Raw genomic sequence first — 23,046 nt, 5'->3', positions numbered from 1 at the left:
CCAGCTTCGTGCCAGGGATGCTCGTGGCCGGTAGCACGGTGCCATCAGCAGCGCTGACACACTTGCGCTAGCCTCCCTGGCACGAAGGGCTGTGCCAACGAGGTGCGCCCTGGAAGAGGAATGAAGGCATGGCGCGGGACGTGTCGACGCTCGGACCGAGCGAGGGTTCCCTGGAGGAAGGGGACTCCGCGCGCGTGCGGACGCCGGGGCTGGTGGGGGTGTACGGCGCGGGAGTCGCCATGGCGGTGGCGTTACCGCTGCGAGGCGAGAGCCTGGAGGTCGGACGGGGCACGCCCCCGTTGGGCGAGGCCGAGGACCCGAGGATGTCCCGCAGGCACGCGCGCATCCGCTTCGATGGTCAGCGCTTCTGGGTGACCGACCTGGGCAGTCAGAACGGAACGTTCGTGGACGGAGAGCGGCTCCCCGTCGGCGCGCCCCGAGAGGCGCGGCGGGTCATCCGCATGGGCACCTCGCTGCTCGTCCCCAGCGCGGACGTCGGTCCCCTCGAGCGGCTCGGCGTCGAGCGCCTCGACGGCTTCCTGCGCGGCCCTTCCTTCCGCGCGGTGTTGGACGAGGTGGCGCGAGCCGCGCGGCTCGGCACTTCACTGCACATCCATGGTGAGAGCGGCACGGGCAAGGAGGGCGTCGCGCGGGCCTTCCACGCGCAGGGCCCCAGGAGCACGGGCCCTTTCATCGCGGTCAACTGCGCGGCCATTCCCCAGGCGCTCGCCGAGCGACTCTTGTTCGGCGCAAGGCGCGGCGCGTACTCGGGCGCGGAGGCGGATGCGCAGGGCTATCTGCAGAGCGCGGACGGGGGCACCTTGTTCCTCGACGAGGTGGTGGAGTTGGACCTCTCGGTCCAGGCGAAGCTGCTGCGCGTGCTCGAGACAGGAGAGGTGCTCGCGCTCGGCGCCGCGAAGCCCGCCAAGGTCGACGTGCGGGTCTGCTCCGCGAGCCATCAGTCGCTGCGCGCGCTCGTCGCGAAAGGCCGCCTGCGCGAGGACCTGTACTTCCGCATCGGCAGACCGGAAGTGGTGCTCCCTCCGTTGCGCGAGCGCCCCGAGGAGCTCGCGTTGCTCCTCCAGGAACAGGTCGACCGTGTCGAGCCTGGTATGGGAACCCACGTCTCGTTGCTGGAGGCGTGTCTGCTCAGGCCCTGGCCGGGCAACGTGCGTGAGCTGCTCGTCGAAGTCCGCGTCGCCGTCCAGAAGGCGTTGGCGGAGGGCTCGCGACGTGTCTCCTCTTCGCACCTGGGCACGGGCGCGGGGACGGCCTTCGGTGACGCGGGAGGCGAGGCGAGCCCCGCTGGGCGCGAACTCTCGGCGAAGGCGAGGACCCTGGAGGGAGAGGAGCGCGCCCGGGTCGAGGACGCGCTGCGAAAGCACTCCGGCAACGTGAGCGCGGCGGCGCGGGAGCTCGGGATGCACCGCACGACGTTGCGGAGGCTGCTGGAGCGCTGGGACCTTCCGACGTCCGAGCGCGAAGAGGAAGGGGAGCCCGGCGAGAAGTGACGCGCCGTCCCGAGCCTCAGCTCACCACTGCGCCTGCGCGAAGGGCACGGGCGGACGGGACAGGGCCACCGCCGCGGCGAGGCGCGCCTGGTCCAGCGCATCGAACCCGCGCTCCATCGTCGTGGGCGTCACGGGCGGCAGGTTGGACACGACGACGTAGACGGGGATGCCGCGCCCCTCCAGCACGGTGAGCTGGAGTCGGAAGTGGTCCCTCCGCAGCGCCGCCGAGCCCGCCGCCAGTCCCTGCGCGTACGCCATGGGGCCGCCCACCACCTTGCGCGTCTTGCTCGGCAGGAAGTGCACGAGGATGGCGTCCAAATCCTTCCCAGCGGCGCTGTCATGCAGGGACAGCGCGGGCGCCTTGTCCACCAGGCCTCCGTCCCAGTACAGGTTCCCATCCAGCGGCACCGCGCGGAACAGGCCGGGATATGCACAGGTGGCGTGGACGCGCGGCGCCAGCTCCCCCGTGGTGAAGACGTCGTGCGTGCCCAGCGTGAGGTTCGCGCCCACCAGCAACAGCGGGTGCGGCAGGTCCTCGAACGTCGGCGCGCCCAGCGTGTCCTCCAACAGGCGCCGGAAGCGCTCGCCCTTGAGCAGGCCCGTGAGCCCATGGCCCGCGGCGTCCGCGTTCAGCACGGCGCCAATCGGGTCCGGATCCCAGAAGTTCGCGCGCGTCTGGCGCAGCACCAGCTCCTCAATCGCGTGCACCGGCATCCCCGCCGCCGCGTACGCCGCCACCATGCCGCCCGCGGACGTGCCCGCGTAGGCCGAGGGCTTGAGCCCCGTGCTCGCCAGCCCCTTGAGGAAGCCAGCGTGCCCGTAGAAGCCGAAGTAGCCCGCCGAGAGGACCAGGCCGAACCGCTTGCCCTCGAGCAACTGCTGCAGGTTGGGAGATGCCATGTCCCACATCTACCACTGTCCGCCGGGAAGCACGCGGTGCGTCGAAAGTCCGCTGGTCTCCAGCCCGGCATCGACGTATGTTGATGCGGCGATATGGAAGCTCTGTCCCAATCCTTCCGGGCGCTCGGCGACCCGACGCGGCTGCGCATCCTCCGACTGGTGTCGGAGGCGCCGCTGAACGTGACGGAGCTCGTGTCGCTCGTCGGGGTGGCGCAGTCCTCGGTGTCCCATCACCTGGGCAAGCTCAAGGGGCTGGGGCTCATCCGCGAGGAGCGGCAGGCGGGCTTCAGCTACTACTCGCTGGCGCTGGGCGGGGAGGACTCCCGCTGGCCGCTCATCCGGCTGGCGCGCGAGGCGGAGGACGCGGCGGGGGACTCGGCGCGGCTCAAGGACCTCTTGCGTGCCCGCGAGGACCGTCAGGCCCTCAACGAGCGGCTCCTGGAGCCGGGGCAGTCGTGGTTCCTGTGGGCGGGCGCGCTGGCGTCGCTGCTGCCGCCGCTGGACGTCGCGGACTTCGGTTGTGGGACGGGCGTGTTGAGCGTGGCGCTGGGCCGGTGGGCGCGGCACGTGTGGGCCATTGACCAGAACGCCGTCGCGCTGGAGCAGGCGCGGGAGCGCGCGGCCGGCGGGGGCCTCACCAACGTGAGCTTCCTCTGCGAAGACCTGCACCGGCTGTCGTTGGAATCGGGCCAGCTGGACCTGGTGGTGATTTCACAGAGCCTGCACCACGTGGAGGAGCCGGCGGCGGTGCTGGCCGAGGCCGCGCGCCTGCTCAAGCCGGGCGGCCGGCTGGTGGTGCTGGAGTTGATGCCGCATGACGAGCGCTGGGTGGTGGACCGGCTGGGCCACCGCCACCTGGGCTTCGAGCCCTCACAGCTCGAGGCCCGCTTGCGAGAGCACGGGTTCGCGCAGCTGTCCCGCGAGTCGCACGCCCGCGACGGCGCCAGCCCCTTTCGAGTCTTTCTGCTGACAGGAGTGAAGCCATCATGACGAGCCCGACGCCCACCGCCCTTCCTCCCCCTCCTGGAGAGCATGGCCGCCGCGTGGAGGCCCTGCGCTCCGCCATGCGTGAGCGCGTGCTGGTGCTGGATGGCGCCATGGGGACGCTGTTGCAACAGCATGACCTCAAGGCCGCGGACTTCGGCGGCGCCGAGTTCGAGGGCTGCAACGAGAACCTGGTCCTCACCCGGCCGGAGCTCATCCGGGACATCCACGCGCGCTACTTCGCCGCGGGCGCGGACGTGACGGAGACGGACAGCTTCGGCGGCACGCCGCTGGTGCTCAACGAGTTCGGCCTGGGGCACAAGGCGCTCGAAATCAACCAGGCCTCCGCAAGGCTCGCCCGCGAGGCCGCCGAGGCCGCCGAGGCGAAGGACGGCCGCATCCGCTGGGTGGCGGGCTCGGTGGGCCCCACCACCAAGGCCATCAGCGTCACGGGCGGCATCACCTTCGAGGAGCTGGTGGACAACTTCGCCGTGCAGGCGGAGGGGCTCGCGCTGGGCGGCTCCGACTACCTGCTGGTGGAGACGTGCCAGGACACGCGCAACATCAAGGCGGCGCTCCTGGGCATCGACCGCGCGTTCCAGAAGCTGGGCTACGCGTTGCCGGTGGCGGTGTCGGGCACGATTGAGCCCATGGGCACCATGCTCGCGGGGCAGAGCGTGGAGAGCCTGGCGGCGTCGCTGGAGCACTGGGAGCTGCTCTACCTGGGCCTCAACTGCGCCACGGGTCCGGACTTCATGACGGACCACCTGCGCTCCTTGTCGGAGCTGAGCCCGTTCCCGGTGTCGTGCGTGCCCAACGCGGGCCTTCCGGACGAGAACGGCCACTACCTGGAGACGCCGGACATGATTGCGCGCTCGCTCACACGCTTCTGTGAGCAGGGCTGGCTCAACGTGGTGGGCGGCTGTTGCGGCACCACGGAGGCGCACATCCGCGCGGTGTCCCAGGCGGTGAAGGGGCTCAAGCCCCGCACGAACGTGCCCAAGCCCCGCTCGACGCTGTCGGGCGTGGACTACCTGGATGTGACGGACGACGTGCGCCCGGTCATCGTCGGCGAGCGCACCAACGTCATTGGCAGCAAGAAGTTCAAGGAGCTCATCGTCGCGGGGCAGTTGGAGGACGCGTCGGAGATTGCTCGCGCGCAGGTGAAGCGGGGCGCGCAGGTCATCGACATCTGCCTGGCCAACCCGGACCGCGACGAGCTGGAGGACATGCGCCAGTTCCTGGAGGTGGTCGTCAAGAAGGTGCGCGTGCCCTTGATGATCGACTCCACGGACGAGCGCGTCCTGGAGATGGCGCTGACGTACAGCCAGGGCAAGGCCATCATCAACTCCGTCAACCTGGAGGACGGCGAGGAGCGCTTCGAGAAGGTGGTGCCCCTGGCCCGGCGCTTCGGCGCGGCGCTGGTGGTGGGCTGCATCGACGAGGTGGGCATGGCCGTGACGCGTGAGCGCAAGCTCGCCGTGGCGGAGCGCTCGTTCGAGCTGCTCACGAAGAAGTACGGCATGCGCGCCGAGGACCTCTACTTCGACCCGCTCGTCTTCCCGTGCGCCTCCGGCGACGCGCAGTACACGGGCAGCGGCGTGGAGACGGTGGAGGGCGTGCGCCTCATCAAGCAGCGCTTCCCGCAGTGCCGCACGGTGCTGGGCATCTCCAACGTGTCCTTCGGCCTGCCCACCGCGGGCCGCGAGGTGCTCAACTCCGTCTTCCTGTACCACTGCGTCCAGGCGGGCCTGGACATGGCGCTGGTCAACTCGGAGAAGCTGGAGCGCTACGCGTCCCTGCCCGAGGAGGAGCGCACGCTGGCGGAGGACCTGCTCTACAACCGGGGCGCGGATCCGGTGACGCCCTTCGCCGCGCACTTCCGTGAGCGCAAGGCCGTCAAGGTGGCGGTGAGCACGCTGCCCCTGGAGGAGCGGCTGCAGCGCTACATCATCGAGGGCTCGCGCGACGGCCTCTTCGCGGACCTGGAGGAGGCGCTCACGAAGTACGCGCCGCTGGACATCATCAACGGCCCCCTGATGAAGGGCATGGACGAGGTGGGCCGGCTCTTCGGCGCCAACGAGCTGATTGTCGCCGAGGTGCTCCAGAGCGCCGAGTCGATGAAGGCCGCGGTGGGCTTCCTGGAGCCGCACATGAGCTCCTCCAAGGCGGCCATGCGCGGGAAGATCGTCCTGGCCACGGTGAAGGGGGACGTCCACGACATCGGGAAGAACCTGGTGGAGATCATCCTCGCCAACAACGGCTTCCACGTCGTCAATCTGGGCATCAAGGTGCCGCCCGAGCAACTGGTGCAGGCGGTGCGCGAGCACCAGCCGGACATCCTCGGCCTGTCGGGGCTGCTGGTGAAGAGCGCGCACCAGATGGTGGCCACGGCGGAGGACCTCAAGCGCGCGGGCGTGGAGGTGCCCATCCTGGTGGGCGGCGCCGCGCTCAGCCGCAACTTCGTGGACCGCAACATCGCGCCGGCGTACGGCGGCGGCACGGTGGCCTACGCGCAGGACGCGATGAACGGCCTGGACCTGGCCAAGCAGATCGTCGACCCGTCGTCACACGCGAAGCTGCGCGGTGAGCTGGCCGAGCGCCGCGTGAAGCTGGCCCAGGAGGTCAAGGAGCGTCCGCGCGTGGAGGCGGTGGTGGCGCGGGGGCGCAGCGCGGAGATTCGCGTGCTGGACACGGTGCCATCCGCGCCGGACTTCGAGCGGCACGTGCTGACGAACACGCCGCTGGACCACATCTGGAAGTTCATCAACCCGGTGATGCTGTACGGGCGCCACCTGGGCCTGCGCACGTCGTCGCGCGCGCTGGGGACGCCGGCCGAGGCGGAGCTGGCGAAGACGGAGGAGGGGCGCAAGGCGCTGGCCCTGAAGGAGGCGGTGGAGGAGCTCAAGGGCATGCTGCGCGGCGGGCTCATGCAGGCGCGCGCGGTGTTCCAGTTCTACAAGGCGGGCAGCGACGGCAACCGCGTGGTGCTGTTCGACGGGAAGACGGGCCGCGAGGCGGCGAGCTTCGACTTCCCCCGGCAGGACCGCGATGGGGGCCTGTGCCTGGCCGACTACCTGCGGCCGCTGGAGCGCGGCGTGCCCACCGACAACGTGGCCATGTTCGTGGTGACGGCGGGCTCGGGCATCCGCGAGCTGGCCGAGGGCCTCAAGGCCAAGGGCGAGTTCCTGAAGATGCACGCGGTGCAGGCGCTCGCGCTGGAGACGGCGGAGGGCTACGCGGAGCTCTTGCACACGCAGCTGCGCAGCATGTGGGGCACGCCGGACAAGCCGGACATGACGATGCTGGAGCGCTTCCGGGCGGAGTACGCGGGCAAGCGCTACTCGTTCGGCTACCCCGCGTGCCCCCGGCTGGAGGACCAGTCGAAGCTCTTCGAGGCGCTGCGTCCGGAGGAGATTGGGGTGCAGCTCACCGACGGCTGCATGATGGAGCCCGAGGCCTCGGTCTCCGCCATCGTCTTCCACCACCCCCAGGCCTCGTACTTCTCGGTGTCCTGATTCGGACGCGGGGGCCCCTGGGGTAGGGGGCCCTCGGGACCCGCCCGGGGCCATCGAGGCGCGCCGTGGCGAAGGGGAGCGGTTAGACTCCCGCGCCTATGAGCGCGCCGAACATCCGTCGAGCCGTCCAGTTGCTGCCCGCCTGTGCGACCACGGGCATCGGGAGCCTGCCCCACACGCAGGTGGAGCTGGGGCTCCAGGTCGCCTTGTCGATGGACATCCCCTTCCTGCCGCAGCTGCCGGTGGGAAAGCCCTCCGAGCTGATGATTCCCGCGGCGCTGGAGGGGTTGCCCGGGCTGCGGTTCGACGACGAGGGCCTGTGCACGGTGGACCTCCAGGCCTGGGAGGCGGGGCGCGCGGAGTTCGAGGCGAAGCTGGAGTCCGCGCTCGCCGCCGGGGCGCTGGAGGCGTACGAGCCTTCGCCCGAGGCGTGCCGCGCGTGGCGGCCGTTCCTGTGGGAGGTGGAGCACCGCAAGCTGGCCTTCGCGAAGGCGCAGCTCGCCGGCCCCTTCACGGTGCGCTCGGTGGCGAGGACGGACTCGGGCCTGTCCGCGCTGGAGGTGCCGGGGCTGGACCAGGCCATCTATCGACTGGTGCTGGCGCGCTCCCTGGCCATGGTGAAGGCGCTGCGGCGCGCGGGCACCACGCCGCTGTTCTTCCTCGACGAGCCGGGCCTGTATGCGTTCCAGCGCGTCAATCCGCGGCACCTGTTGGCGGTGCAGGAGCTGCGGCTCCTGATTGTCGCGCTCCAGCGGGAGGGCGCGCTGGTGGGCCTGCACTGCTGTGGCAACACGGACTGGAGCGCGCTGCTGGATGCTCAGGCGGACCTGTTGTCGCTGGACGTGCGGCTGTCGCTCGACGCGATGCTGGAGGAGAAGGACGCGCTGGAGCGCTACCTGCACTCTGGCGCGACGCTGAGCCTGGGCATCATCCCCACGGACCTCGCGTCGACGTACGAGGTGACGGAGCTGGCGGATTCGGTGGAGGCCTCGTTGAAGGCCGCGCTGCCGAGGGGCTTCTCGTTCCCCCGGGCCGTGTCCACGGTGCTGCTGACGCCGGCGTGCGGCTTGGCGATGCGCTCGGTGCAGGACGCGGAGCGCATCCTCTCGGAGCTGAAGGTGGCGCAGCGCAGGTTGCGAGGCGCGCTCGAGGCCGAACGCCCCGTGCTGCACTCGCCGCCGCCCCACTGATTCGCTGCGCGCATGGGCCCGGGGTGGACACGGGCCCATGCGGCGGGCAGCTAATGACGGCCGAGCTTCAGCTCGCGCTCGGCTTGTTGCCAGTCCTGCTCGTGGTTGCCGGGCCTGCCTCCGCGGCCCATGTAGATTTCGTAGGCGCGCCGGGCAATCTGCTCGTGAGAGATGTCGGAGCGCGCGTGAGGGCCCTGCGGCTCATGCATGTGTTCCGCGTGCTGGGATTTCGTGTGCGGGGTCGACTTGGGTGCGTTGTTTCGAGCCATCGGGCCGCCTCCGGTGAAAGGGCGCGCGAAGCTTGAGTCGCGTGCGAGACGCGCGAAAGCGACCCGACCTGGCGGGGGTTGTCGAAGCAACACGACGTCCCGGGGCGTGTCGACGGGCGGACAGCTGGGGCGAGCGGCGCGGCGACCCGAGGAGGTGGCGGCCCTACGCTTGCGTGCCCACCACGGCGTCCAGGGCGCGCTGCATCGCCGTGCTCATGCCGAGCGCCGCGGCCTCCGCGGGCGTGCACCAGCGCAGCTCCTGGAAGGCGGCGGAGTGGGTGGGGCGCTTGGGGCCGGACACACGGTACAGGCGCAGCGTGAGGTCGCGGTGGGTGAGCTGCCGCTTCACGGTGCCGATGAGGGACTCCAGCCTCACGCCGGTGCCGAGCGCGGCGGTGAGGCGCAGCGTGGTCTCCTCGCCGGTGGCGTCCTCGTCCACCTCGGCGGCGGGGAGCTCCCACAGCCCACCGAAGAGGCCCGAGTCCGCGCGGCGGGCGAACAGCAGCGTGTCCGCATGGGCCCACACGGCCAGGGCCAGCGTCAGCTTCTTCGGCGTGGCGCGCACCTTGGCGGGAGGCAGCTCGGCGACGCGGCCCTTCTTGAAGGCGACGCAGCCCGCGAGCACGGGGCACAGCAGGCAGAGTGGGTTCTCCGGGCGGCACGTGGTGGCGCCGTGCTCCATGAGGGACTGGTTGAAGTCGCCGGGGCGCTCGCCCTTCACGAGCAGGCCCGCGAGCTCCCACAGCGTGGCCTCGCGCTCGCGGTCTCCGGGCAGGCCCTCGACCTCGAAGAGTCGGGAGAGCACGCGGGCGACGTTGCCGTCGACGAGCGGGGCTGCTTCACCGAAGGCGATGGAGGCCACGGCGCCCGCGGTGTAGCGGCCGAAGCCGGGCAGTGAGAGCAGCTGCTCCGCGGTGGAGGGCAGGGCGCCGCCGAAGCGCGAGACGATGTCCTGTGCGGCGCGGTGCAGGTTGCGAGCGCGCGTGTAGTAGCCCAGGCCCTTCCATCCAGCGAGCACGTCATCGAGTGGCGCCGAGGCGAGCGCGAGCGCGGTGGGGAAGCGCTTCAGGAACCGCTCCCAGTAGGGGATGACGGTGGAGACCTGTGTCTGCTGGAGCATGACCTCGCTCAGCCAGATGGCGTACGGGTCCTTCGTTCGGCGCCACGGCAGGTCGCGCTTGTTGCGGTCGTACCAGGCGAGCAGCGGCGCGCGAATGCTGGCCAGGTGCGCGGCGCTGGGTGCCACCGCGGGGACGCGGGTCGAAGTGGCCGCAGTGCGGGGCGGGCGTCCTCGACGCGCCTTCGGTGGTGTCGAGCGGGAGCCTTCCACATCACCGGGGACTCCCTCGCGCGGCGCGGCGCTCGGTGTCGCCGTGAGGGCTCGGGTCGATGTCGCCTCGGTGCGCGGAGGCCGTCCGCGTCGTGCCTTCGACGGTGTCGAGGGCGTGCTTGCCGCATCCTCGGCAACTCCCTCGCGCGGCGTGGCGCTCTGCGTGCCCCTTCCCACTTCTCCTCGTGACGAGGAGGACTCGAACAGCGAGCCAGTGGACGCCTTCTGTGCTTTCGCAGCCGCGAGCGTCGGCTCATCGCGCGAGGGCAGGGGCCCGGCCTTGCCTCCGCGTGGTGGGCGTCCACGGCGAGGTCGGGTCACGTCGCCAGTCTCCGATTTCTCTCCTGAAGCTGCCTCGGCGTCCTGTTCGCGGAAGACAGGCGGCGTGTCCGACGAGACAGCGGGCTTCGCGGGGCGACTGCGGGGGCTCATGCGTCCTTCTTCACCGGGTTGGCCATGCGGTGGGCGACCCGGTCGAACAACCCGGGCGCGAGCCGGTTGGCCAGTACCATGACGCGGCCGGGGAGGGTGAGGATGGTGTCGCGTCGTCCGCGCACGCTCGCCTTCACCATGGCCCGCGCCACTTCCTCTGACGACATGGCCTTCAGCGGAATCGCGTCCTGCGCCCAGCCCTGGGCACTCAGCCGGTGCTCCCGGAACTCGCTCTCGGTGAGGCCCGGCGACACCAGCCGCACGCCGATTCCCTCGACGGCGAGCTCCGTGCGCAAGGACTCCGTCATCGCGTTCACCGCCGCCTTCGACGCGCAGTACCCGCCCAGCAGCGGCAGCCCTCGATGCCCCAGCACCGAGCTGACGTTCACCACGTGCGCTCCGCGCCGCCCGCGTAGCAGCGGCAGCGCCGCCCGCGTCACCCGCCACAGCGCGAACACGTTCAGCTCGAACACCTGCCGCAGCTGGTCCTCGCTGATGGCCTCCAGTGGCCCATACAGTCCCTGGCCCGCGTTGTTCACCAACACGTCCAGCCCACCGAACTCCGCGCGGACTTGGGCCATGAGTCGCTCCACGTCCTCGCCGCGGGTCACGTCGCACCGCACCGCCAGTGCCCGGACCCCCAGTGACTCCACTTCACGGGCCGCGTCCTCCAGCCGCTCCAGCCGTCGGGCGGCGAGCACCACATGGGCTCCTGCCTCCGCGTAGGTCCGGGCCGCCGCGCGGCCGATGCCGCTGGAAGCGCCTGTGATCAGGACGACTCGCTCCGTCAGGGGTCGGCTCTTCATGGTGGCGCGGACCATACTCCCAGGGTTCCTCACCCGGACTGTCATTCAACCCACCCCCCGGGCTCGTTTCCCTGCCTGTTCCCCTTCTGGCGGAGCGAGCGAACGCCTAGGATGCGCCGCCTCGATGCGGCGCCCACCCCTCCACAACGACTTCTCCTGGTCCAAGAGCCGTCACGAGAAGTTCTCCGAGTGCCTGCGCTCCTACTACTTCTACTACTACCGCTCCTGGGGCGGTTGGGAGTCGGACGCGCCGAAGGACGTGCGGGAGCTGTACGTGCTCAAGAAGCTGGCCAACCGCTTCAGTTGGGCGGGCAGCGTCGTGCACGAGAGCATCAAGGACGTGCTGCTGGACTGGCGCGCGGGCCGCGTGGTGGACCCCGCCGTGGTGGAGGCTCGCGCGCGCAAGCTGATGCAGGACGACTACCGCCACTCGCGCGGCAAGGCGTACTGGACGCAGAAGTACCGCAAGCAGTTCACCGGCCTCGTGGAGCACGAGTACGCCGAGGTCCTCCCCGACGAAGCCTGGAAGCAGAACTGGGAGACGGTGCGCGTGGCGCTCGCGTGGTTCTTCAACTCGCGCTGGCCGCTGCTCGCCAAGAGCCTCAAGCCCGAGCAGTGGCTGGAGGTGGACGCGGGCTTCGACTTCGCCCACTTCACGCTCGGCGGCCTCAAGGTCTTCGCCATCCCCGACTTCGCCTTCGTCGACCAGGACGGCGCGCCCGTCGTGGTGGACTGGAAGACGGGCAAGTCGCGCGACGGCTATGACGAGCAGGTGCTCGGCTACGCGCTGTACGTGTCGCAGCGCTACCGCTTCCCGGTGGAGAAGGTGCGCGCGTCGCTCGTGTACCTCAACGAGGGCAAGGAGCAGGACGTCCAGGTGGACCTGGGCGCCATGGACTCCTTCCACCGGCACTTCGAGACGAGCGTGGCGAAGATGCGCGCGCTCCTGAAGGACCCGGTCATGAACACGCCGCTGGACGCGGACGCGTTCCCCCGCTCGGAGACGCTGACCCCCTGCATGCGCTGCGTGTTCCGCAGGCCCTGCGGGCGTGAGGCCGAGGCGCTCGCCGAGCAGCAGGCGAGAGCGTTGCAGCCTCAGCAGGTGGCCTGAGCCCTCAGCGCGTGGAGGCGAGCCTTCGCACCACGACGCCGGCGGCGTTCATCCCGAAGCACGAGGTGACGAAGGACACGCTGCCGTCGATTTGCGTGCGGTGGTCACACGTGTGGAACTCGTTGTCCTGCGGGCAGACACACAGGAACCCGTCCGTCGCGTCGTCGTAGTTGAGGGCCACCGGCATGCGGCGCGCCTCGATGGAGTAGACGGCGGTGATTCCGGTGTGCCGCTCGGTCTCCACGCCGTACTTGCGCTTGAGCAGCTTGCGGATGTCCTTGGCGAACGGGTCCATGTGCGTCTCGGACAGGTCCTCCACGCGGATGGCCGTCGGGTCCAGTCGCGCGGCGGCGCCCATGGAGCTGACCACGGGGATGCCCAGCGACACGCACCGGTGCAGCAGGTGCAGCTTCGCCTTCACGTTGTCGATGGCGTCCACCACGAAGTCGTACGTGCCGGCGGGCAGCATCTGCTCGGCGACCTCTTCGCGGTAGAACTCGCGCACCGCCTCCACCCGGGCCTCCGGGTTGATTTCGCGGCAGCGCTGCGCCATCAGCTCCGCCTTCGACTTGCCCACGCCCTTCACCGTCGCGTGGAGCTGGCGGTTGGTGTTGGTGACGCAGACGTCGTCGTGGTCCACCAGCGTCAGGTGGCCGATGCCGCTGCGCACAAGGCCCTCGGCCGCGTAGCTGCCCACGCCGCCCAGGCCGAACACCACCACGCGCGCGTTGGCGAGCCGCTCCATGGCGTTGTCCCCCAACAGGCGTCCGGTGCGGTCGAAGCGGCGCGACAGCTTGAACGGCCGGGCGAGCGAGCCTGTGGCCGCGTTCGGCGTGGCCGTCGTGGCGGGCGGGGTCTCTGGCTGGGGAGGGGTGGGCGGTGGGGGCTGCGGGTTCATGGGGGTCCTCTATAACGCGACCGCTCGCCTACCGCGAAGCGGGGGGAAAACCTTCCCGGAACAGGTGCCGGGCATTCTCGGTCGTCCGCTGGGCGACCTCGTCGAGGGGCTCTCCCCGCACGCGGGCCATCCCCTCCAGGATGTGGGGCAGGTAGGCCGGCTCGGAGCGTCCGCCCCGGTGAGGGGTGGGCGCCTGGTCCGGCGCGTCCGTCTCCGCCATCAGCCGGTCCAGGGGGATGGCGCGCAGCGCGTCCAGGGGCTTGCGCGCCTCGGCCCACGTCACCGGGCCCGCGAAGGAGAAGTGGCAGCCCTTCTGGAGATAGAAGCGCGCCAGCTCCACGCCGCCGCTGTAGCTGTGCATGAGCACGCCCGCCTCGGGCAGTGGCTCTTGCTTGAAGAGCTCGATGAGGGCCGGGTGGAGCCGGTGACAGTGCATCAACACCGGCAGCTGGTACTTGCGCGCGAGCGCCAGGTGCCGCCGCAGCACGGACAGCTGTCGCTCGAGCGGCGCGCCGGGCAGGGACGGACCGTCGAGTCCGCACTCGCCCACCGCGATGGCGCCACCCTTGGACAGGAGCGCGTCGAGCAGCTCCAGCGCCGCGTCGTCCTCCTCGGGCGTCATGTCCGGCAGCAGCTGGGGATGGATGCCCAGGCCCACCTGGAGGCGCGGCTCCGCGCGTGACATCTGCAGCAGGGGCTCCCAGTCGTGGGTGCCGACGCCGGGGACGAGGATGCCTTGCAGCCCCGCGGCCCAGGCGCGCTCCAGAACGAGCGTCCTGTCCTCATCGAATCGCGTCGCATCGAGATGGCAATGGGTGTCGATCATTCATCACGCTGGAGTGAATCGCCGTTCATTCAGGAACATGCTCACTGCAACCCGCCCTCGCGAACCATTCCGTCCCTCGGACGCGAGGCTATACGCCCTTCACTCGATTGGAGGGGATGAATGGACAAGCGAATCGTCGGCGCGCTGTGCTGCGCGCTGTGGGTTCTGTCGACGGGGTGTGCTGACGAATGTGTGGACCAGTTCGACTGTCGCAGTGACAAGGGACAGCCCGCCGAGGGACAGGAGTGGGTCTGCACCGGCGACAACAAGTGCGAGCAGCGCCCCATCCAGACGCCGACCCCCGAGCCGGACGCGGGCGGCGGAGACGAGGACGCGGGTGTTCCCGACGCGGGCGTGCCGGACGGGGGGGACATCGACGCGGGCACGGGTGACGACGCGGGCACGCCCGATGGGGGCGGTCAGGGCACCGGCGCGAAGGGGGATGCCTGCACGGCGTCCGCGGACTGCGGTCCGGGGCTTCGCTGCGAGGGCGCGCCGCTCACGTGCCAGGCGATGCACGTCGCGGTGACGGGCCGGGACGATGCCGGCGTCTCCGCGGCGCTGGTGATGCGCTACGACACGCCGGGCGTGACGTCGCTGAGCGCGGCGGGCACGGACAGCCGCTATCCGCGCTGGGGTCCGGGCGGTACGCACCTCTCGTTCGCGCAGGGCGCGGTGGACACCTCGACGGAGAAGCGCGCTGGAGACCTCACCGTGCGCGAGGTTCCGCTCGTGGAGGGACAGGCCGTGGTCGTCGCCGACGGCGGCACGGGCAACACGGAGGCCTTCCGCTCCATGGAGTGGGAGCCGGGCACGGCCATCGCGTGGGTGCGGCAGAACGGCAGCCAGCGCTCCGGCATCTCGGTGGTGACGCCGGGGGGCGCCGGGGGCGTGACGCAGGCGACGACGACGGGCGCGTTCCCGGACTGGTCGCGTGACGGGACGACGTTCGTCTACAACGTGAACGGCGAGGGCCTGTTCACCTCCAGTGGCGCGGGCACCGCGCCGACGCCGCTGGCCAACGCCGGGACGACGGCGGAGCAGGCGCACTACAACCGCGTGAATGACCAGCTCCTGTTCCTGGCCAACCCGAACAACGAGCTGGTGACCTTCGATGGCGACACCACGCCCACGCCGCTGGTCCGGCTCTACAACATCAACGTGACGGGCGGCGGCGCGCCCCAGCTCGTCGCGGACGTGTCCACCGAGGCGTCCACCGACGGCACCGTGGACTCGTTCATCGCGAGCCCCATCTGGTCGCCGGATGGCACCTGGGCCGCGTATGTGCGTGCGTACTACTTCCGGCCCACGACGGGCGGAGCGGTGCTGTGCGGCGGCGCGGTGTCCCCGTGCCAGAACCGCTCGGGCAACGTCATCTTCCTGCGCGCCATCAACCCGCAGGACGGCTCCGCCACGGGCACCGAGGTGCGGCTGGTGGATGACGGCACGCTGCCGTCGTTCTCGCCGGATGGCCGCTTCATCGCGTTCATCAAGGCGGGGGAGCTGCACGTGCAGCGCATCGACCCGGCCACGGGCGCGCAGGAGGGCGCCGCCATCATCCACCCGAGGGCGGGCTTCACGCTGCAGACGGGCGACAGCGACGACCACCGTCCTCGCTGGCAGCCTCGCTGAACCTCCGCGAGTCGTGACGCCCCGGCGAGGAGTGGCCGACCCCTCCTCGCTGGCAGCCTCGCTGAACCTCCGCGAGTCGTGACGCCCCGGCGGGGAGTGGCCGAACCCTCCTCGCTGGCGGCCTCGCTGGACCTCGGCGAGTCGTGACGCCCCGGCGGGGAGTGGCTTGAACCCTCCTCGTCTGGGTGACCGCGACCACCGACGTGTCCGCTCGAGCGTTCCGTGGACAGGTCCACGGTCCGGGCCTGTCGTCCTCCGCGTGCGACGCAGCGGGCCTTGCCTGTCCGGGGGCCACGGGAATAGAGGGGCCCGGCTGACGGGCCTGGTGGCCTCTGTCCCGGAGGACGCGGATGAAGCTGCTTCTCGTGACGTTGGGAGTGTGGTTGTTCGCCGGCTGCGCCACGCTCCCGGCCTCGCCGGTGGACGCGGGCGGCGGTGGCAACGTGTCCGCGGACCCGCACCCGGACATGGCGCCTGTGCGCCTCCAGACGCGCGCGGGCACCTTCCTGGTGCACCCCAACAAGGCCGAGGACTTCGCTCGCGCGCTGGCGGGTGAGCCCACCCGACAGCACTACACCACCGGCGTGCTCATGGCCGGGGAGTGAAGCTGGGAACCCTGGTGCCGAGGCTCACGAGCCACGGTGCGGGCGACCGGTAGTTCCTACGCTGAAAAAAGCGGAGGGTTTCAGCCCACCACGACGATGCGGCGCCCCAGGGCCCGCGTCATCTGCGGTGACGTCATCACCGCCAGCGCCTCACCGAGCTCACCGCCCGCCGTGTCGAAGGCAGCGGCGATGACTTCCCCCACGGTGAGGTGGGCCTTCTCGGCGGCCACCCGGGCCCGCTGAGCCGTCCGCCGCAGTGCTGGCATCACCCGCCGCCCTTGTCGGCGCACCGTGACGCTCTTGCGTGTCGTCGTCTTGGCCATGTGCTCCTCCCACCACGCGTTGCTGCGCGGGTGAGTACACCTGGGGTCTGACATATGCAGACGAGGTGCCAGCCGGACGCTCACCTGACGGGTAACGCGTACTAAGGGTTTTCCCTGTCACGGAGCGGGGTTCCTGGTTCGGCACCCGACGCAGAGCACCGCAACCCCGGAGGGGTTCCTCGTTCTGTCGAGTTAATTCGTTCATCCAACCCCGCAATCTCGACGTTTCGTTCAAGAATCGAGAGTTCACTACAAGCTGCGAACACGGCGAGTGCGCTCAGTCTTGAATGACCCAGGTGTCGCCAGCGCCCCCCTGATTTGGTCAAAAAATTGGCAGTTGGGGGTGTGGGCTGACATGGGCGTCGCGCCCTCGTGGGCGGAGTGTTCGGTGCGGTATACGCGCACCATGCCTCAGACCCTCTGCCCCAGCTGTGGTCACAGCCCCATTCCCCGGGGCGCCGCGGCCTGTCCCGCATGTGGCGAGCCCTTCGACCATCTCCAGTCCTACAAGAAGGTCGGCCGCACGCGGCTGGACCGGCTGGCGGACCCGGTGGACGACGAGGCGACCGTCTTTGGCGGCGACCTGGTGACGAGCGCCGTCTCCGCGCATCCGGGCCCGGTGGCGGCGGTGCTGGGGGCGGGCGCGGCCGCGTGGTTCCTGCGCGCCGGTGGGGTGTTGGGCTCGCTGCAGGACCCGTCGTGGACGTACGGGCTGGTGGCGTTGGACCTGGTGCTCGCGTTGGTGCTGGTGCTCAACCGGGGGCCGGTGAAGGGCATCGCTCAGATGGGCCTGGCGGTGCAGCTCCTCGCCACGGCGTGGCTCGCGCGTGGAGCGCCGACGGCCCCCGTGCACGTGGCCTACTTCGCGCTGGGGCTGGTGGCCTTGTTCCTGGTGGTGGGTGAGCCCGGCCCTTCGCGGCGCTATGCGGGCCTGGGGTTGGGGCTGGCCACGGCGCTGACCTCGGCCGTGTTGCTGGCGCTGCCGGGCACGGGGGCTTCGTTGGGCGGCGGGGGCGTGCGGCAGCTCCTGGTGGGCAGCGAGCTGGGGTATCGGCTGGAGCTGCCGGTGGGCTGGGAGCGGCTGACGCGGGAGCAGCTCGCCACGCACCTGGCGCTGCCCGCGGCGACGTTGCATGGCAGTGGCGTGGGCTTCGGTGACCTGGCGCGCGGGCGCTACGGTTTCCTCTGGGTGGAGCGCTCCACGGGCGTGAAGCTGGAGGCGGGCTGCCAGGGGCTGCTGAGCGCGGTGGGCACGGGCGAGGAGGCGCGCACGACGTCGCCCGCGGCGTTGGGGGCGCGCTCGAAGCTGTACACGCTGAGCACGTCCGCGGGCGCGCGGGGCACGCTGGGCTGCGGGCTGTTGCCGGATGGTCGACTGGTGGGGCTCGCGGTGGTGGCCGCCGGGTCAGGTGACGCACGGCCAGGCGACACGGGAGGGCAGGAGTCCTTCACCGCGGTGGGCGAGGGGCTCGCGTTGCAGTAAACGGGCGCCCGCCATGAACGTCCAGGTCCTGTTCCACGACAACTGCTTCGACGGCGCCGCGAGCGCCGCGGTGTTCACCCGCTTCTATCGGGAGCGTGTCCGCGCGGACGCGGCCTTCCGCTATCAGGGGCTGAACCACAAGCCGGGCGCGGAGGGCATCGACCCGGCGGTCTTCACGGGCGAGGAGAACGTCATCGTCGACTTCCGCTACAGCCAGGACGCGCGGCTGACGTGGTGGTTCGACCACCATGCCTCCGCGTTCCAGCAGCCGGGGGACGAGGCGCACTTCCGCGCGGACTCGAGCGGGCGCAAATTCCACGACGCGCACCGCAAGAGTTGCACGAAGTACCTGGCGGACGTGGCGCGCGAGCGGTTCGGATGGGACGCGTCCGCGCTCTCGGACCTCATCCATTGGGCGGAGCTCATCGACGGCGCCCAGTTCCCTTCGCCCCAGATGGCGGTGGCGCTGGAGGAGCCCGCGCTGCGCATCATGACGGTGTTGGAGGCGAACAAGGACCCGGCGCTCATCCCCGAGGTCATCCGCCGCATGCAGTCGGAGTCGCTCGCGGACATCGCCGCCGCGCCCCTCATCGCGGGGCCGCTGGCGCCGCTGCTCGCGCGACACCAGGCGAACATCGAGCTGGTGCGCTCGCGGGCCCGCTACGAGCGCGGCGTCGTCTTCTTCGACCTCGTGGACGAGGGCGTGGACAGCCTCAACAAGTTCATCGCGTATGCGCTCTATCCGGACGCGCGCTACACGCTGTGGGTGGGGCGGGGGACGTCGCGCGCGAAGGTGTCGCTTGGCTCCAACCCGTGGAAGCCGGAGCTGCGCCAGCATGACCTGTCCGCCATCGCGGGGCGGTACGGTGGCGGCGGGCATCCGGTGGTGGCGGCGGCCAGCTTCAAGGCGGACCAGGCCGACAAGGCTCGCGCCGCGTACCAGGAGATTCTCGCGGAGCTGTCCACCGTCGGGTGACGTCAGCGCTGGTGGTGCTCGAAGAAGGTGAAGCCCGCCTGTCGGAGCAGCCGCACCACCGTCACCATGGGCAGGCCCTGTACGTTGGAGCGGTCGCCGTCGAGCCGCGCCAGCAGCGCCTGTCCCGCCCCCTCCACGCGGTAGCTGCCGCAGCATCCCTCCCACTCGTTCAGGTCCAGGTAGCGCTCCAACTCATCGGTCGTGACGTCGTGGAACGTGAGGCGCGCGGTCTCCACGGCTTCGTCGATGGACCCGCCTGGGCCCACCAGGCACACGCCGGTGTGGATGTCGTGGGTGTGGCCCAGGAGCTTCTGGAGCTGGCCTCTCGCCGCGTCGCGGTCGATGGGCTTGGTGAGTGTCAGGCCGTCCACCTCGACCAACTGGTCAGCGCCGAGCACCCAGGCGTCGGGATGTCGTGCGTGGACGGCGCGCGCCTTGCGAGCCGCCAGCTCCCGGACGGCCTCGCGGGCGGAGAGAGGTGCCGCCACCGTCTCGTCGACGCCCGGGCTCACGGCGCGATAGGGCAGGGCGAGACCATCCATCAGCGAGCGGCGGGCACTGGAAGTGGAGGCCAGAATCAAGGGTCTCATGGGGCGCCACCCTAGTGCACCCGAGGCGTGCCGCGCCGCCGCCCCCCGAGCGAGCTTGCACGTCCCTGCTTCCCGGCCCCTGGGGTGATGCCGTAGCGTGACGGCCCATGTCGCGGCGCGGTCTGCTCGCCCTCTGTCTCCTCCTCACCGCCTGCAAGCGGAACGCCTCGGCCCCGGAGACGGGAGACGCCGGACCGCCCGAGGTGTCGGCGGCGAAGGCCTCGTCGGCCAGTGTCGCACCCTCGGACGAGCCCGGTGAAGCCGCGCGGCCGGTGCAGCCGCTCGCGGTGTGTCAGGCCCGTGGCGGCTCTCCGCTCGACGCGGCGCGCGGCTACTACGACGCGGGGCGCTTCGAGGAGGCCTTGTCCTGCGCGGCGCAGGCGGCGGCCCTGGAGCCGGACCTGGCCTCCGCCCACGCCGAACGCGGTGTCGCGCTGGCCGCCCTGGGGCGCGAGTCGGACGCGCAGCTCGCCTTCGCCCGGGCGCTCGCCATCGACCCGGGAGACGCGGACGCGTTGCTCGGCGCGGCCCACCTGTACGCGGTGCAGATGACCTCCACGCGCGAGCGCGACGAACTGGGCACGCTCTACGCCGAGCGCGGCCTGTCCCAGCCCGGCACGCCCCCAGAGCTCATTCCGCACCTGGCGCTGGTGTCGGCCATGGCCTTCAACGACCTGGGCCAGGCGGAGGAGGCCCTCGCCCGAGCCGCCATCGTCCTCGCCCGAGAGCCCGGCAGCCGTGAGGCGCTCTACGAGCGGGCCCTGGCCCTCTTCGAGCTGTGCCGCTTCTCCGAGGCGAAGCGCGCCTTCCAGGGGCTCGTCGACGACGCGGAGCGCGCAGCGCACGCGCACCAGCACCTGGGCCTGTTGCTGGAGCGGGAAGGGAAGTGGAAGCAGGCGCAGGTGCACTTCGACAAGGCGCGCGCCCTCTCGCCCGAGGACTTCCCCTCGCCGCCCTTGCCCTCCGAGGACACCTTCCGCGTGGACGTGGCCCGCGCCGTCTCCGCGCTTCCCTCGGACATGCGCAATGACCTGGAGGGCATCCCCGTCACCGCGGAGGAGCTGCCCGCCGAGGTGGACCTCCTGGCCAACCAGCCGCCCCTGTCCCCCACGATTCTGGGCCTGTTCCGGGGTCCGCCCCTGGGCGCGCCGTGTGATGGGTTGGAGTCGCCGTGCCGCTCGGTGGTGCTGTACCGGCGCAACCTGGCCCGGGCCGTGCGCACGCCGGCGGAGCTCCGCGAACAGATTCGCGTGACATTGCTCCACGAAATCGGGCATCTGCGCGGCGAGGACGATGAAGAACTGGCCGCGCGCGGCCTGGAGTGACGCGAATGGCCATCCCCGTAACGCTTCCCGTTGCACGCACGAGCCCCAAGGGCGCGAAGTCCCTGCGCGCGGGCAACCCCTGGCTGTACCGCACCGAGCTGGCCGCCCCGCCCGACGTGACGGGCCCCGGCGCGGTGGTGCTCGTGGTCGACTCCCAGGGCAACCCCATCGGCCAGGCCCTCTACGCCCGGCGCTCCCCGCTGGCGCTGCGCCTCCTGACGCGCACGCCCCCGCGCGAGCTGCAGGTGAACGACGCCTTCTTCCGCAAGCGCCTGGAGGCCGCGATTGCCCGCAGGTCCTCGCTGGCCAGGCGTGATGGCCTGCGGCTGGTGCACGGCGAGGCGGACCTGCTGCCCGGCCTCTTCGTGGACCGCTACGGCAAGGGCCTCACCCTCCAGACGCTCTCCGAGGGCATGGACGCGCGCAAGGAGTCCTTGGCGAAGATGCTGGTGGAGCTCACCGGCGCCACCCACGTGGTGTGCCGCGACGACGCTTCCGGCCGCGACTTCGAGGGCCTGCCGCGCGAGACGCGCTTCCTGCACGGCCAGGGCGAGTCGCGCTTCACGTACCACGAGGGCGACAACCGCTTCGACGTGGACCTGCTGGGCGACATGAAGACGGGCGCGTTCCTGGACCAGGTGGACAACCACCTGCGCGCTGGCGAGCTGGCGCGTGGCGAGGCGCTGGACCTCTTCAGCTACCACGGCGGCTTCGCGCTCTCGCTGGCCCGCAACTGCACGTCCGTCATCGCGGTGGAGCAGGACGAGAAGGCCGCGGCGCGCATCGGCGACAACGCCCGCGCCAACGGCCGGACGAACGTCACCGTGGAGCACGCGAACGCCTTCGACGTGCTCAAGCGCTTCGACTCGCAGAGCCGCCGCTTCGACTTCATCGTGTTGGACCCGCCGGGCCTCGCCAAGCGCCGCGAGGGGCTGGAGACCGCCCTGCGCGCGTACCACGAGCTGAACCTGCGCGCGCTGCGCTGCCTGAAGCCGGACGGCGTGCTCGTCACCTGCTCGTGCTCGGGCAAGCTGGACCGCGCGGGCTTCGAGGAGATGCTGCTGGGCGCCGCCGCGGACGCGAAGCGCCCGGTGCAGATTCTGGAGCGCCGGGGCGCGGGCCTGGACCACCCCGTGCTCGCGGGCCTGCCGGAGACGGAGTACCTCAAGGCGCTCTACGTCCGGGCGCTCTGACGCGGGCCGGGCCGGACCCGCGCGAGGGGCACTACGACAGCCCCAGCTCCTTGCGCAGCTTGCCCACGACCTTGAAGTACTCGGTCCGGGGGAAGGGGACGTTGAGGATGTGGAAGTCCTTCTTCGCCAGGCCCACGCAGCCGAAGCAGTAGTTGCAGTCCTGCAGGTTGCGGCACATCACCAGGTAGGCGCTGGTGGTGCAGTTCTCGCTCTGCAGGCAGTAGGCGCACGCATGGCAGCTCTTGCACTCCACGCAGTGCGAGCAGTTGTTGCACAGCTCGCACCGGGTGCAGTGCGTGCATTGGAAGCAGCTGTCGCAGTCCTTGCAGAACATGCAGTTGGCGCAGCGCTGACAGCCCTCGCACGCGTAGGAGCCGGGGTTGCCCGGGTCCGACGCGTAGCTCTTGGTGAGCTTCTGGAGCTGGTCCAAAAACTCCCTCTTGCCGAGCGAGGCCACGACCTCCCGCGCCGCCTTCTCCTCGGCGAGCAGCTCTCCTGCGTCGGTCCGCGTACCTTTCGCCTTCACCACCCGGGACACTCCTTGCCCATTGTCGGACTTCACTGAAGCCGGGCCAGCCCGGCCAGGTCGATTCCTCGCGCCACCCGCCGCACCTCCACCGTGCCCGGAAAGCCCCGGCTGGTGACGGCCACCACGAAGCGATCTCCCACCAACAGGTTCGCCTCCGCCAGCGCCTCCTCCGCGTCGTACCTCACGAAGCCCACCGCGTCCTTCCAGTGGATGGGCGCCGCGGGGTCGCTCGCGGGTCGGTCCTTGGCCCGCTCGGCCGCGTCCCGGATGGCCTGACCAATCTTCTGCCCCATCGTGGTGTCCACGATGCGCACCTTCACCTCTCGGCCCTCACCTCGCGTGAACAGCCGCTCCGCCTCCGACACGGACACCTCACCGTACTTGCCGGTGGAGCCCTGGGTGCGCGCGACGGTGAAGCCCTCCAGCTCCTCCGGCAGGAACGGTGCCAGCGTCTTGAAGTACACGCAGGGCGCACTGGCGGCGGGGATGGTGGCCGTCACGTCCTCGGAGGTGCCCTCCGCTTTGGTACACCCGACACCCGGGGCGAGCGCGAGCAGGAGGAGGGCGAGGCTTGGGAGAAAGTTGTCGCGCACGGCCGAATCAAAAGGTATCCCC

21 protein-coding genes are annotated in these 23,046 nt (G+C 70.8%); 11 read left to right on the top strand and 10 right to left on the bottom strand.

Annotated features, from left to right (window positions below; all coding sequences use genetic code 11):
- Positions 1-128 precede the first annotated feature (128 nt).
- Positions 129-1,511, top strand: a complete 1,383-nt coding sequence (locus LXT21_RS41920) for a sigma 54-interacting transcriptional regulator (protein ID WP_254043865.1) — start codon at positions 129-131, stop codon at positions 1,509-1,511.
- Between the two features lie 21 nt (positions 1,512-1,532).
- Here the strand turns inward: LXT21_RS41920 and LXT21_RS41915 are convergent, their stop codons facing one another.
- Entirely contained in the window at positions 1,533-2,411 is an 879-nt protein-coding gene (locus tag LXT21_RS41915; RefSeq protein ID WP_254043864.1) for a patatin-like phospholipase family protein, read from the bottom strand.
- A gap of 93 nt (positions 2,412-2,504) precedes the next feature.
- Here LXT21_RS41915 and LXT21_RS41910 point away from each other — a divergent pair, with 93 nt between their 5' ends.
- From LXT21_RS41910 to LXT21_RS41900, 3 genes are all read left to right on the top strand, one after another.
- Positions 2,505-3,401, top strand: coding sequence for an ArsR/SmtB family transcription factor (locus LXT21_RS41910; RefSeq protein ID WP_254043863.1), 897 nt, complete (start codon positions 2,505-2,507; stop codon positions 3,399-3,401).
- On the top strand, positions 3,398-6,913 hold the full coding sequence (metH, locus tag LXT21_RS41905; protein ID WP_254043862.1) for a methionine synthase: 3,516 nt from the start codon (positions 3,398-3,400) through the stop codon (positions 6,911-6,913). Before LXT21_RS41910 ends, metH begins: the two co-directional genes overlap by 4 nt.
- Positions 6,914-7,011: 98 nt before the next feature.
- A complete protein-coding gene (locus LXT21_RS41900; RefSeq protein ID WP_254043861.1) occupies positions 7,012-8,103 on the top strand; it encodes a uroporphyrinogen decarboxylase/cobalamine-independent methonine synthase family protein in 1,092 nt (363 codons plus the stop codon).
- A gap of 50 nt (positions 8,104-8,153) precedes the next feature.
- On the opposite strand, the gene LXT21_RS41895 is transcribed toward LXT21_RS41900, so the two are convergent.
- The 3 genes from LXT21_RS41895 to LXT21_RS41885 all read right to left on the bottom strand — a co-directional run bounded on the left by LXT21_RS41895 (position 8,154) and on the right by LXT21_RS41885 (position 10,940).
- On the bottom strand, positions 8,154-8,312 hold the full coding sequence (locus LXT21_RS41895) for a DUF2934 domain-containing protein (RefSeq protein ID WP_254043860.1): 159 nt from the start codon (positions 8,310-8,312) through the stop codon (positions 8,154-8,156).
- A gap of 223 nt (positions 8,313-8,535) precedes the next feature.
- Positions 8,536-9,618, bottom strand: a complete 1,083-nt coding sequence (gene mutY, locus LXT21_RS41890) for an A/G-specific adenine glycosylase (protein ID WP_254043859.1) — start codon at positions 9,616-9,618, stop codon at positions 8,536-8,538.
- A gap of 512 nt (positions 9,619-10,130) precedes the next feature.
- Positions 10,131-10,940 (bottom strand): SDR family oxidoreductase, encoded by an 810-nt coding sequence (locus LXT21_RS41885; RefSeq protein ID WP_254043858.1) that lies wholly within the window; start codon positions 10,938-10,940, stop codon positions 10,131-10,133.
- Positions 10,941-11,064: 124 nt separating this feature from the next.
- Here LXT21_RS41885 and LXT21_RS41880 point away from each other — a divergent pair, with 124 nt between their 5' ends.
- Positions 11,065-12,051: a PD-(D/E)XK nuclease family protein gene (locus tag LXT21_RS41880; RefSeq protein ID WP_254043857.1), complete on the top strand. Its 987-nt coding sequence runs from the start codon at positions 11,065-11,067 to the stop codon at positions 12,049-12,051.
- A gap of 4 nt (positions 12,052-12,055) precedes the next feature.
- Here LXT21_RS41880 and LXT21_RS41875 read toward each other — a convergent pair whose 3' ends face one another.
- Together LXT21_RS41875 and LXT21_RS41870 are read right to left on the bottom strand one after the other, a co-directional pair.
- Positions 12,056-12,949, bottom strand: coding sequence for a tRNA threonylcarbamoyladenosine dehydratase (locus LXT21_RS41875; protein WP_254043856.1), 894 nt, complete (start codon positions 12,947-12,949; stop codon positions 12,056-12,058).
- 28 nt (positions 12,950-12,977) lie between these two features.
- Complete coding sequence (locus LXT21_RS41870; RefSeq protein ID WP_254043855.1) at positions 12,978-13,775, bottom strand: TatD family hydrolase; 798 nt, start codon at positions 13,773-13,775, stop codon at positions 12,978-12,980.
- Between the two features lie 120 nt (positions 13,776-13,895).
- Between LXT21_RS41870 and LXT21_RS41865 the strand changes: the two genes are divergently transcribed.
- A complete protein-coding gene (locus tag LXT21_RS41865) occupies positions 13,896-15,407 on the top strand; it encodes a TolB family protein (RefSeq protein WP_254043940.1) in 1,512 nt (503 codons plus the stop codon).
- A 350-nt stretch (positions 15,408-15,757) separates the two neighbouring features.
- On the top strand, positions 15,758-16,012 hold the full coding sequence (locus LXT21_RS41860) for a hypothetical protein (RefSeq protein WP_254043854.1): 255 nt from the start codon (positions 15,758-15,760) through the stop codon (positions 16,010-16,012).
- 80 nt (positions 16,013-16,092) lie between these two features.
- Here LXT21_RS41860 and LXT21_RS41855 read toward each other — a convergent pair whose 3' ends face one another.
- Entirely contained in the window at positions 16,093-16,335 is a 243-nt protein-coding gene (locus LXT21_RS41855) for a hypothetical protein (protein ID WP_141333144.1), read from the bottom strand.
- A 406-nt stretch (positions 16,336-16,741) separates the two neighbouring features.
- Between LXT21_RS41855 and LXT21_RS41850 the strand changes: the two genes are divergently transcribed.
- Positions 16,742-17,818, top strand: a complete 1,077-nt coding sequence (locus LXT21_RS41850) for a zinc ribbon domain-containing protein (RefSeq protein WP_254043853.1) — start codon at positions 16,742-16,744, stop codon at positions 17,816-17,818.
- Between the two features lie 13 nt (positions 17,819-17,831).
- Complete coding sequence (locus LXT21_RS41845; protein ID WP_254043852.1) at positions 17,832-18,794, top strand: hypothetical protein; 963 nt, start codon at positions 17,832-17,834, stop codon at positions 18,792-18,794.
- A 2-nt stretch (positions 18,795-18,796) separates the two neighbouring features.
- On the opposite strand, the gene LXT21_RS41840 is transcribed toward LXT21_RS41845, so the two are convergent.
- Complete coding sequence (locus LXT21_RS41840; RefSeq protein WP_254043851.1) at positions 18,797-19,384, bottom strand: Maf family protein; 588 nt, start codon at positions 19,382-19,384, stop codon at positions 18,797-18,799.
- 107 nt (positions 19,385-19,491) lie between these two features.
- Between LXT21_RS41840 and LXT21_RS41835 the strand changes: the two genes are divergently transcribed.
- Complete coding sequence (locus LXT21_RS41835) at positions 19,492-20,709, top strand: metallopeptidase family protein (RefSeq protein ID WP_254043850.1); 1,218 nt, start codon at positions 19,492-19,494, stop codon at positions 20,707-20,709.
- A gap of 5 nt (positions 20,710-20,714) precedes the next feature.
- Positions 20,715-21,902: a class I SAM-dependent rRNA methyltransferase gene (locus tag LXT21_RS41830; RefSeq protein ID WP_254043849.1), complete on the top strand. Its 1,188-nt coding sequence runs from the start codon at positions 20,715-20,717 to the stop codon at positions 21,900-21,902.
- A 31-nt stretch (positions 21,903-21,933) separates the two neighbouring features.
- Here LXT21_RS41830 and LXT21_RS41825 read toward each other — a convergent pair whose 3' ends face one another.
- Positions 21,934-22,431, bottom strand: a complete 498-nt coding sequence (locus LXT21_RS41825; protein ID WP_254043848.1) for a caib/baif family protein — start codon at positions 22,429-22,431, stop codon at positions 21,934-21,936.
- Between the two features lie 29 nt (positions 22,432-22,460).
- Positions 22,461-23,024, bottom strand: a complete 564-nt coding sequence (locus LXT21_RS41820; protein WP_407667100.1) for a hypothetical protein — start codon at positions 23,022-23,024, stop codon at positions 22,461-22,463.
- Positions 23,025-23,046: the final 22 nt, after the last annotated feature.

This window comes from Myxococcus guangdongensis, from assembly GCF_024198255.1.
Lineage (GTDB): Bacteria > Myxococcota > Myxococcia > Myxococcales > Myxococcaceae > Myxococcus > Myxococcus guangdongensis.
The sequence above is the reverse complement of the archived record's forward strand: the minus strand, read 5'-3'. Positions and strand labels throughout refer to the sequence as shown.